Source organism: Marinobacterium rhizophilum (assembly GCF_024397915.1).
In the GTDB taxonomy this organism is placed as follows: Bacteria; Pseudomonadota; Gammaproteobacteria; order Pseudomonadales; family Balneatricaceae; genus Marinobacterium_A; species Marinobacterium_A rhizophilum_A.
In genome coordinates this window covers 485,824-496,178 of the sequence record NZ_CP073347.1, presented here as the reverse complement: position 1 = coordinate 496,178, position 10,355 = coordinate 485,824, and the positions used below count along the sequence as shown (strand labels likewise).

9 protein-coding genes are annotated in these 10,355 nt (G+C 61.1%); 5 read left to right on the top strand and 4 right to left on the bottom strand.

Features of this window, described 5'->3' with window-relative positions; all coding sequences use genetic code 11:
* The first annotated feature begins 210 nt into the window (after window positions 1-210).
* Entirely contained in the window at window positions 211-588 is a 378-nt protein-coding gene (locus KDW95_RS02195; protein WP_255854609.1) for a hypothetical protein, read from the top strand.
* A gap of 502 nt (window positions 589-1,090) precedes the next feature.
* Here KDW95_RS02195 and KDW95_RS02190 read toward each other — a convergent pair.
* From KDW95_RS02190 to KDW95_RS02175, 4 genes are all read right to left on the bottom strand, one after another.
* On the bottom strand, window positions 1,091-1,471 hold the full coding sequence (locus tag KDW95_RS02190) for a RidA family protein (protein WP_255854608.1): 381 nt from the start codon (window positions 1,469-1,471) through the stop codon (window positions 1,091-1,093).
* Window positions 1,472-1,559: 88 nt separating this feature from the next.
* Window positions 1,560-3,131: a BCCT family transporter gene (locus KDW95_RS02185; RefSeq protein WP_255854607.1), complete on the bottom strand. Its 1,572-nt coding sequence runs from the start codon at window positions 3,129-3,131 to the stop codon at window positions 1,560-1,562.
* 54 nt (window positions 3,132-3,185) lie between these two features.
* The gene (locus KDW95_RS02180; protein ID WP_255854606.1) at window positions 3,186-4,175 is read right to left on the bottom strand and encodes a dipeptidase; all 990 of its coding nucleotides are present in this window, start codon (window positions 4,173-4,175) and stop codon (window positions 3,186-3,188) included.
* Between the two features lie 99 nt (window positions 4,176-4,274).
* Window positions 4,275-5,717: an aldehyde dehydrogenase family protein gene (locus KDW95_RS02175; RefSeq protein ID WP_255854605.1), complete on the bottom strand. Its 1,443-nt coding sequence runs from the start codon at window positions 5,715-5,717 to the stop codon at window positions 4,275-4,277.
* A gap of 90 nt (window positions 5,718-5,807) precedes the next feature.
* Here KDW95_RS02175 and KDW95_RS02170 point away from each other — a divergent pair, with 90 nt between their 5' ends.
* From KDW95_RS02170 to KDW95_RS02155, 4 genes are all read left to right on the top strand, one after another.
* Window positions 5,808-6,704 carry a LysR family transcriptional regulator gene (locus KDW95_RS02170; protein ID WP_255854604.1) on the top strand — a complete coding sequence of 299 codons (897 nt, stop codon included), beginning with the start codon at window positions 5,808-5,810 and terminating at the stop codon, window positions 6,702-6,704.
* A 276-nt stretch (window positions 6,705-6,980) separates the two neighbouring features.
* The gene (locus KDW95_RS02165) at window positions 6,981-8,711 is read left to right on the top strand and encodes a hypothetical protein (protein WP_255854603.1); all 1,731 of its coding nucleotides are present in this window, start codon (window positions 6,981-6,983) and stop codon (window positions 8,709-8,711) included.
* Window positions 8,711-9,460: a DUF3726 domain-containing protein gene (locus tag KDW95_RS02160; protein ID WP_255854602.1), complete on the top strand. Its 750-nt coding sequence runs from the start codon at window positions 8,711-8,713 to the stop codon at window positions 9,458-9,460. The genes KDW95_RS02165 and KDW95_RS02160 overlap by 1 nt, the downstream gene beginning before the upstream one ends.
* 141 nt (window positions 9,461-9,601) lie before the next feature.
* A complete protein-coding gene (locus tag KDW95_RS02155; protein ID WP_255854601.1) occupies window positions 9,602-10,342 on the top strand; it encodes a sulfite exporter TauE/SafE family protein in 741 nt (246 codons plus the stop codon).
* The last annotated feature ends 13 nt before the right edge of the window (window positions 10,343-10,355 follow it).

Sequence of the window (10,355 nt, the reverse complement as noted above, 5' to 3'; positions counted from 1 at the left end):
CTAAACAGTGTTTACAAAGTAAAGTAGCCGAGGCTGCATGGCAAAACCAGGCTGACAGGCCGCTGCGCGGCTCAATGGCATCACGATCAGCCCCATTGAATACTCAGCGCTTGATTTTAGGCGCTAAAAGCCTGTATTTTTTGCGCAACCCTTCCATAATACGCGACAGGCATTTTCGCCCCTCGCTGATACCCGAAAAACCGGACATTGATGAGCAATGACAATATAACCGAGTGGCTCATGTCACTCAGCATGGAAGATCTTCTCGACCTTGATTACAAACTCAAGGCGAAAATCAAGGTAATGGCACAGGAAAAAGCCGCCGAAGAAGAACGCCTTGAACAGGCACGCCTCGAGCAATTGCGCCTGGACAAGGAGCGCCAGGAACGCCAGGCCGAAGAAGCTCAGCAGCGTGCCCAGGCCAAGCCCGGCCCACGCCCTCTGCCCACGAACCTGTACGCGAGTGTCGATCAGCTGGCCGCCTGCCAGGGTCTGGACATCAGCGGCCTCATGAATGAAATCGCCCGCAAGGCGGCACAAAAACCCAAACCAAAACCCAAAACCGGCTCAGGCAACGGACGTCGCTAGCAGAGCCACTGCTAGCCTGTCAGAGCCTTCCTGTCATTCCCCGATGAATGAAATCGCCCGCAAGGCGGCACAAAAACACAACTTGAAAACCAGGGCCCAAACCCAAAACCGGCTCGGGCAACGGACGTCGCTAGCAGAGCCACTGCTAGCCTGTCAGAGCCTTCCTGTCATTCCCCTGATGAATGAAATCGCCCGCAAGGCGGCACAAAAACGCAACTTGAAATCCAGAGCCCAAACCCAAAACCGGCTCGGGCAACGGACGTCGCTAGCAGAGCCACTGCTAGCCTGTCAGAGTCTTCCTGTCATTCGCCTGATGAATGAAATCGCCCGCAAGGCGGCACAAAAACGCAACTTGAAAACCAGGGCCCAAACCCAAAACCGGCTCAGGCAACGGACGTCGCTAGGCGGTCAGGCAAGTAGCAGGCGAATGGCAGGCACAGCAGAACGAAAAAACCGCCGTTCCACAGGGGAAACGGCGGTTCGCAAACAAAGCTGCGGGTAATCAGGCGTCGGGGACGGCCGCATAGGCAACCACTTCGACCAGCATTTCTTCTCGGGCAAGGCCCGCAATGACCATGGCCGCCCGGTTGGGGTAAGGCGCCTCGAAGTACTGCGCATACACCTGGTTGAACACCGGCAGAAACGCACGGTCTGTCACGTAGATCAGCACCTGGGTGACATCCTGCATACCGAGACCAGCAGCCTCTATCGTATGTTTCAGGTTATCCATCGTCTGCCGGCTCTGGGCTTCGATCCCGCCTGCAACGACCTGTCCGGCCGTGTCGATGGGAATCTGCGCGGTGTAGAGGGTTCCGTTACCGATCACCGCCCACTCCAGCGGTGCCTTGGAGGCGTACAGGTCGGTTTTGACAATCTGTTTCATAAACTCTTCAGTTCCCGGGTCTTGTTAAGAAGGCCGGCCGAGGCTGCGGGCGACACCTATGGCCGCCCGGCCTCCGCTTTCGGCGGGTTCAGTCGATCAGTTTTTGTTCCCGCGCCATCTGGCGCGCGATGCGCGGCGCCGTCCACAGGGAGGGCAGCAGCACCAGGGATACGGGGACAGCGGTCACCACGATAAAGGACTGCAGCGCCGAGATACCGCCGGAACCGATTGAGATCAGCAGCGCTGCCACAACGCCCATCATGATGCCCCAGAAGACCCGCACCGCAGCTTGCGGGTGGTCAGTACCGGTCATCACCATGGACACGGCATAGGTCATGGAGTCACCCGTGGTGGCCACGAAGATGGTGGTCAGGATCAGGAACAGCACCGAGATCATGAAGCCCATGGGCAGCTGTTCGGTAATGGCCAGCAGCGCCGCCGGCAGGTTGAAACCGGTAAAGGGCTCGGAAATCACGCCGGGGTTAGCCAGTTCGAACGCCAGACCGCTGCCACCGACTATGGTGAACCAGAAGCAGGTGATCACGGGCGCCACCACCGAGATCAGCAGCACCAGCTCGCGCAGGGTGCGGCCACGGGAGATACGCGCCACGAACATCGCCATCAGCGGACCGTAGCCCAGGAACCAGCCCCAGAAAAACACCGTCCACCAGTCGAGCCAGCCCGGGCTTGCCCTGAAGGTCGCCATGGGAATGAACTTGTCCAGGTAGAGACCAAAGCCCTGCAAAAAGCCGTCGATAATAAAGGCGGTCGGCCCGAAGAACAGAATGAACGCCATCAGAATGACCGCCAGCACCACATTGGCCCGGCTGAGCAGCTGGATACCGCGGGTTACACCGCTGACAGCGGACAGGGTATAGATCGCCATCAGCCCCACCAGGATGGCCACCTGAGTGCTGTAGGTGTCCGGGATACCGAAGAGCTTTTCAAGTCCGAAACTGACCTGCAGCCCCAGGAAGCCAATCGGCCCTACCGTGCCGGCCACAACCGCCAGCACGCAACAGGAGTCCACCAGGGTGCCGAAAGGACCTGTCATCACGCGATCCCCGAACACCGGATACAGCAGGGTACGCGGTTTGAGCGGCAGCCCCTTTTCATAATGCAGGTACATGTAGACGATACCGGTCAGGCTACCGAGAATCGCCCAGGCCAGGAAGCCCCAGTGCATGAAGCTCTGGGCCAGGGCGTTATAGGCCGCCTGGGCACCGCCCGCCTCATCGCCGGCAAACAGCGGTGGCGGCGAGGTAAAGTGTGCCATGGGCTCGGCCGCGGCCCAGAACACGCCGCCCCCGGCCAGCAGGGTACACATGATGATGCAGATCCACTTGAAGGTGGATATTTCCGGCGCCTTGATGCCACCGAGCACCACGGCACCGGTGCGCCCGATCGCCAGGCAAAGGCCCACCAGAAAGGTCAGCAGCAACAGCACCTGCCAGTAGGCGCCGAACAGTTGGGTCGAGGCGGCAAAGGCACTGTTGACCCAGGCCGACACCAGCTCGATATCATAGAGTGCAAAAACCACGAACAGCAGCAGGGCACCGCCGCTGAGAAAGAATACCGGCAGGTCCACACCGGCCAGTAAGGTGTTTCGGGGGAGCGACGCATTGGCGTTCGCCGCCGGGGCTGGATTGTTGTTATTCATGCTAGCCTCCTGAGAAAGACCCGCTAGGGGAAGGAATCACCTGTTCAGTGGGTTTCAGCCGGCGGGCTGCAACCCCTGATCAAGAAAGTTGAGCCAGTTGAGCCCCATGATCCGCGCCACATCCTCGGCACTGAAACCGCGCTTGAGCAGCCCTGCGGTGATATTGGGGAAGTCGCGACTGTCACGGAACCAGGACAGGGGCCTGGGCCACTGGGAGTTGGCCGCGGAGCCTTCGCCGTAGTCCATGACCTTGGACCAGCGGCCATTGCGCATCCATTCCAGCACCGACAGTGGCTGGTCCTGGCACAGGTCGGTACCGATGCCGATCTGCTCGATACCCATGATGTCGGCGGTCCGTGCCACCATGTCGCAGAAATCATCCAGGGTGCAGTCAGAGCCGTTCTTCAGATGGAACGGATACAGGCTGAAACCCAGCAGACCACCGGACTCGCCCAGCGCCTGCAGCACCCTGTCGGACTTGTTGCGCTTGGCTTCGTGGAAGAAATCCGGGTTGGCGTGGGAGATCACGATCGGACGCTGCGAGTACTCGATGGCTTCCAGCGTGCTGCGCTCGGCACTGTGGGACATGTCCACAATCATGCCAACGCGGTTCATTTCACCCACCACCTGCTTGCCGAAGCGGGTCAGGCCGCTGTCGTCCGACTCGTAGCAACCGGTCGCCAGCAGGCTCTGGTTGTTATAGGTCAGCTGCATGATCATGAGATTCAGCTCGCGGAACACCTCGATCAGGGCGATTTCGTCCTCGATCGGCGAGCAGTTCTGGGCACCGAAAATAATACCGACCTTGCCCAGCTCCTTGGCGCGCCTGATATCACCGGCGTTGCGCACCGGCATGATCAGGTCGCCGTGCTGCTCGAAACGCAGGTTCCACTCCCCCAGCCGGGTCAGGGTTTCACGGGCGTTTTCGTGGTAGACGATGGTCACGTGCACCGCGGTCACACCGCCTTCGCGCAGTTGCTCGAAAATGCCGCGATCCCAGTGGGAGTACTGCAGTCCGTCGATCACTATCAGTTCGTTATGCATCGGATGGCCCCCGCAAAAGGTAAGAGACAGATAATTAAGGGCGAGTAAAAGCCCGGCGTCGGGCTGCGAAACAGCACCGACGCCGGATCAGGTGCTCGATCAGGCGCGGATGTAGGTGGTCTTGACGACGGTATAGAACTCGCGGGCATAGCTGCCCTGTTCACGCGGACCAAAGCTGGAGTTCTTGCGGCCACCAAAGGGTACGTGGTAATCGGTGCCGGCGGTCGGCAGGTTCACCATCACGCAACCGGTCTTGGCGCGGCGCTTGAATTCGCTGGCATATTTCAGCGACTGGGTCATGATGCCGCCGGTCAGGCCAAACTCGGTGTCGTTCAAGGTCGCCAGGGCTTCCTCGAAACCCTTCACCTTGATGACGCAGGCCAGGGGCGCGAAGGCCTCTTCGCGGTTAACGGTCATGGCATTGGTGCTGTCGACGAACAGCGCAGGCTGCATGTAGTAGCCCTCGGTGGACGCCTGGATACGCTCGCCACCGAACACCAGGCGAGCGCCTTCCTGCTTGGCCAGCTCAACATAACGCAGGTTCTGTTCCAGCTGACGGGCATCGGCCACGGCACCGATATGCACGCCTTCCTCCAGCGGGTTGCCGACACGGATCTGCTTGAGGCGCTCAATCACGGCGTCCACGAAGCGGTCATGAATACCTTCGGTCACGATCAGGCGCGAGGATGCGGTGCATTTTTGCCCGGTGCCGAAGAAGGCGCCGCTGACGGCACACTCCACCGCCTGCTCAAGGTCGGCATCATCCAGTACCACCAGGGCATTCTTGGAGCCCATTTCCAGCTGGCACTTCACCAGGTTCACCGCCGTGGCGGCGGCCACCTTGCGGCCGGTTTCCAGCGAGCCGGTAAAGGTCAGTGCATTGATACGCTTGGAGTGGATCAGGGTATCGCCCACCGCAGATCCCGGTCCCATCACGAGGTTAAAGGTGCCGGCGGGCAGTCCCTGGCGGGAGATAATCTCCGTCAGTGCCCAGGCGCTGGCCGGTACCTGGTTGGCCGGCTTGAACACAACGGCGTTGCCAAAGGCCAGGGCCGGGGCAATTTTCCAGGCACCGGTAGCCACCGGGAAATTCCAGGGAGTGATGATGCCGATCACACCGGCGGGCTCGCGACGGGTTTCGATTTCGACGCCGGGGCGCACAGAATCGGCAGTCTCGCCCATCTGGCGCAGCACTTCGGCGGCGTAGTAATGGAAGAACTGACCGGAGCGGTAGACTTCACCCACGCCTTCGGCCAGGGTTTTGCCTTCTTCGCGGGACAGCAGACGGCCCAGCTCATCCTTGCGTGCAATCAGCTCATCGCCAATGGCCATCAGCACCGAGTAGCGCTGCTCCAGGCCGCTCTGTGCCCAGGCTTCCTGGCCACGCACAGCCGCTTCTATCGCTAGCTCCGTCTGGGCGGCATCGGCCTGCGCATAGTGTCCCACCAGATCGCTGGTATCGGACGGGCTGATATTGGCAACGCTTGAGCTACCCTCAACCCAGTTGCCATCGATGTAGTTACGGTAAATTGCGTCAGACATATGCACCTCCTATTCGTTGCTTGCATACTAGATCGGGCAGTTTAATAATAAAAATTAATAGTAAATATCGCCTGATAAGGAGAACTTATTATGCTGGCCGAACTGAAGATTGCGCAGCTGCGTCATTTTGTCTGGGTCGCCGAACTAAAGGGCTTTCATGCCGCGGCTGAAAAGGCGCACCGCACCCAGCCGGCCATTTCGCTGTCGATTCGCGACCTGGAAAACAAGCTGGGAGAAGGCCTGTTTGAAAAGCGCAACGCCAAGACCGCCAAGACCGAGCTCACGCCTTTCGGCCAGCACTTTCTGCCCCAGGCCAAGGAACTGATCGCCCATCACGACCGCATCGCCGAAGACATGGCGCTGCTGGTGCAGCACAAGACCGGGCATCTGCGCCTTGCGGTCGTGCCCTCGATCGCCAGCCGCATGCTGCCCGGCATTCTGCAACGCTTCATGGCCAATACGCCCGAGCTGCACCTGAGCATCTTTGACGCCAACTCCGACAGGGTGCTGGAGATGGTAGACAGCCGCCAGGTGGACTTCGGTATCGCCAGCCTGTGGGAACCCCAGAGTGACAAGACCTTTATCCCGGTGTGGGAAGACCGCGTCGGCGTCGTCTGCCACCGCAATCACCCCCTGGCCTGCGAGACACAGCTGAACTGGAAGCAGCTGCGCGGTCATCGCCAGATCAGCAACGGCACCACACGGCTGCTCGCCAACAGCGATGCCGAGGAACTGATCGACAGTGCCCAGTTCTATATTTCCAACATGATTTCGCTGATTGCCATGCTGGATGTCGATATGGGTATCACCACCCTGCCCTGGTTCGCCTTTCCCCAGGACAACCCCAACCTGAAATTCATCCCCCTGGCGGACCCCGCCGTGGTGCGCGAAATTGGCATCCTCAGCCAGGCCCAGCGCTCCCTGACACCGCCGGCCCAGGCGCTGGTTGATTACATTCTCGAAACCGAAGGGCAACGGAAAAGCTGAAAGGAGTGTCGCCAAGCACGGCTGCCAATAGCCAGGTTACAAATAAGCAATACTCGTAGGATTACCAATCACTATTTGAAAATCTTATCGGGTGATTGAGCGAACTGATTTGTACTGACCGCGCAAACGCCTGAGTATTCACTCACAACTGGGGCGGGTATTCATGCCATTGCAGCGCCCGCCAGCGACCTGGCCGGCGTGTGCCCGCAGGTCCACAGCCGCACCCCCGCGGTGTTATCGGGGCACTCTTTTTTTTGCAGTACGAGGATAACAACAATGATCAATCCTGCTGTCATCCAGGCTGAACTCAAGGGCCCCGGCGCCCTGCCCCTCAGGCCCGCCAGCCAGGTCATGGACCTGGAGCGCCTTGGCAGCTTTCACCAGAGCCGGCTCAGCTTTATGCGCACCCTGGTGCGTCGCATCATGCGCGAGCGCTGGAACATCGACGCCGTGCGCCTGGAACTCGACAGGGACGGCTATGGCACCGTGGTCTATCGCATCCAGACGCCGACACAGCGTTACAGCTTCGTGCTGTTTTCCAGCTACCTGGCGCCCGAGGATCGCAACGACCGCGTCATCGCCACCCAGTGGGACCTGACCATGGCACTGTGCGAAGGCGACGTTGACGACGCCTATGTCGAGCAGCTGCGCCAGAACGTACCCAAACAGGAAGCCGGCCGGGTCGATGCCCGCGTTTTCGTGCTCTCGCGCGCCAACCGCAGCGCCCGCAATTTCGACTACGTGGTCGATCAGCTGGCCCGCGGCGAGCAGCCGGACATCAAGCGCATCACCCAGGTGGGCTACCTTTACCGCACCACCGCGGTTTATGGCAGCGGCAAGCTCGGCATGGCCGACTGGCAGAAGGTCGCCGCCCGGCACAGTGATTTTGCCCGCCCCTTTGCCGCCGAGATGTTTACCTGTTTCATGCTGCGCAATTTCAGCCTGACCCAGGCCGAGCATATCGCCCGCGCCCGGGCACCGCAGCAGGCCGTGACCCTGCAGCCGCACATCCGGCGCTACTTCGGTATCGGCAATTCCACCGGCCTCGGCATGGCGCCCTACCTGATCAACCACCCGCTGCTGATCAGTCGCTGGATCGAAATGCGCGAACTGGCCCTGGCTCGCATCCGCACCTTCGGCGTCCCCGGCACCGAACGCCTGGCCCGCTTCAAGACCCTGGTCGTGCGGGCACACCGGCACACCCGGGAGGTGGTCACCGAAGACGCCTGGCAAACCGGCAAGAATGCCCAGGTCATCGAGGACCTGACGGCCCTTGAGGGCTACCTGGCCGAGACCCGGCTGAGCGACTGGAACAGCCTGATTGCCTGGGCCGAACAGCATTGCTCGCTGCAGGGGCAGGAACTGATCAATTCCATTCTGTACGAGGTCTACCCGGATCTGGTGGACGAACTGGAGGACTATACCGGCGTGACCGAGCACCAGGATCTGGCACCGAACATGTCGGTGTCCGAACTCAAGGCACTGATCGAGGAACGCTACCGCTGGGCGCTGGACATCGATTTCAGCGCCCCCCGGGCCACCGAGACTTTCTGGTACCGTTCCCAGGAAAAGCAGGAACCGCGCCTGGGCGGCAGCGAGCTCGATTGCGGCCGCGCCAAGCAGATGCCCCTGGGCATCGGTCTGCGGGTCGCGCAGTGTTACGCGGGGCTCTGTGACTATGCCAGCGCGCACCCGGAGCACAGCTGTGCCTACTTCCTGTTCCAGCAGCCGGAATACCGCGGTATCGTGCGGCGCATTCAGAGCCTGCGACACTGCGTGTACGGTGACATTCAGGCCAATCTGCTGGACCAGGATGTCCTGCCCATGCACCTGCTGCGCTGCAAGCTGGCATTCTTCGGGGTCAGCAAGTTCGACCCGCGTTCGCGCCTGTGGGTGCGCAACACCATGTTCCAGGGCGCGCCCCTGCTGGACGATATCGGCCAGCCGTTTGACGACGACTGGTTCCTGCCCCTGGCGCCGGCCATCGACACCGAGGAAGCCCGCTGATGCGTATTTCACTGAACGAACTGAACGCGACCCTCAAGCGCTCCTTCGAGGGCATGGGCTACTTCGTGGGCACCTATGAAGATGCTGCCCAGATGGTGAGCTGGCTCGAAATGCACGGGGAACAGGGGTTCAGCGAACTCGAACGCGCCCTGCCCTACGTCAACGATGACGACAAGGCGCCCGTGGAGCTCCTGTTCGAGGACGCCAGCTCCGCCATTGTCGACTGCCATGGCCGCAGCGCCCTGAATGGCCTGGCACTGGTACTCGACCTGGCCCACGCCAAGGCCCTCAAGGCCGGCATCGCCACGCTCAAGGTACAGCATTGCCATAACCGCAAGTTCATCCTGAAGCTGCTGGCCGACTGTGGCCGGCGGGGCATCAGCATGATGGCCTACTGGCAGAACGGCACCCAGCCCTCCACCGAGCATGTCGCCAGCATCAGTGCCGGCGAGCAGTATCCGCACTACAGCGAAGCGGTACTCAAGGCCGACTGCAGTCCGCTGGAAAAACAGACCCTGACGCTGATCTGCAGCGATCGGGTCAATATCGGTGCGCAGCTGATGTCCAGCCCCGATGATCGCATCAGCTGCCGCACCGTGGAACCCAGGGCCTTTGCCGCCACGGGACTGGCGACGCTGGAAAGCGGTATCGCCATCAGCGAGTCCCTGTGGCAAACCTTTAACCAGCTGGGGGACAAGGTCCTGGTGGAAAACACCGAGCAGTCCCGCCAGGGGGCCGGCGGGCGCTGAACCAGCTCGCTAACTGGCCTATCCGGAACCGAGAACTGGCAGGCGCGTGCGCGCACCCGCTGGACTATACTGTCGCCCCTTGCCGCGGGTCCCGCTGACCCGCCGCTTCGCGTTCATGATTTTCGGTACACAGGACCTGCAATGATTTACAGCCTCTGGGACTTTCTGGCCCTGCTTGTCGTCACGCTCGGCATTGCTCTGCAGGGTGTCGTGGGGATTGGGTTTGCGCTGGTGGCCGCGCCCTTGCTGTTTCTGATCGACCCGCTCTTTGTACCGGTACCGCTGATCATTCTGGGCGCCCTGCTGTCGGGCTACATGGTGGCACGGGGCCGACAGCACCTGTCGTGGCGGCGCCTGATGCCGGCACTCGTCGCCCGGGTACCGGGTTCGTGGCTCGGCGCAATGCTGCTGGCTTCGGTGTCTCCCGGGGCACTGAGCCTGATTCTGGGCGGCACACTCTTTGTCTCGGTTGCCCTTAGCTGGCGCAATACCATCCGCATCAGCATGTCCACTCGTTCACTGTCCGTTGCCGGCTTTTTCTCCGGCATCATCGGTACTGCAACCTCGGTGGGCGGGCCGCCCATGGCACTGGTCTATCAGGAATCCAACGTACTGACGGCCCGCAGCGAACTGGCGGCCTTCTTTCTGGCCGGCCTGCCCATCACCCTGATAATGCTGGCCTTGACCGATAACCTGCCGCTGGAATCCCTGATACTGACACTCAAGATGGTGCCGGGCCTGGTTGCCGGTGTCTTTGTCGCCCGGCGCATCGACCGCCACGTCGACAAGCAGAGCGCCAAGCCGCTGCTGCTGTCGATGTCACTGCTCGGCGCCGTGCTGGTTGTGGTGCAGGGTGTGCGCCTGCTCGCAGGCGCAACCTGATACTGGCGGCAGT

What these genes read in the sequence shown, in the direction of transcription:
- KDW95_RS02195 (WP_255854609.1), top strand. Translation starts at nt 211, where the DNA reads ATGAGCAATGACAATATAACCGAGTGGCTCATGTCACTCAGCATGGAA.
- KDW95_RS02190 (WP_255854608.1), bottom strand. Translation starts at nt 1,471, where the DNA reads ATGAAACAGATTGTCAAAACCGACCTGTACGCCTCCAAGGCACCGCTG.
- KDW95_RS02185 (WP_255854607.1), bottom strand. Translation starts at nt 3,131, where the DNA reads ATGAATAACAACAATCCAGCCCCGGCGGCGAACGCCAATGCGTCGCTC.
- KDW95_RS02180 (WP_255854606.1), bottom strand. Translation starts at nt 4,175, where the DNA reads ATGCATAACGAACTGATAGTGATCGACGGACTGCAGTACTCCCACTGG.
- KDW95_RS02175 (WP_255854605.1), bottom strand. Translation starts at nt 5,717, where the DNA reads ATGTCTGACGCAATTTACCGTAACTACATCGATGGCAACTGGGTTGAG.
- KDW95_RS02170 (WP_255854604.1), top strand. Translation starts at nt 5,808, where the DNA reads ATGCTGGCCGAACTGAAGATTGCGCAGCTGCGTCATTTTGTCTGGGTC.
- KDW95_RS02165 (WP_255854603.1), top strand. Translation starts at nt 6,981, where the DNA reads ATGATCAATCCTGCTGTCATCCAGGCTGAACTCAAGGGCCCCGGCGCC.
- KDW95_RS02160 (WP_255854602.1), top strand. Translation starts at nt 8,711, where the DNA reads ATGCGTATTTCACTGAACGAACTGAACGCGACCCTCAAGCGCTCCTTC.
- KDW95_RS02155 (WP_255854601.1), top strand. Translation starts at nt 9,602, where the DNA reads ATGATTTACAGCCTCTGGGACTTTCTGGCCCTGCTTGTCGTCACGCTC.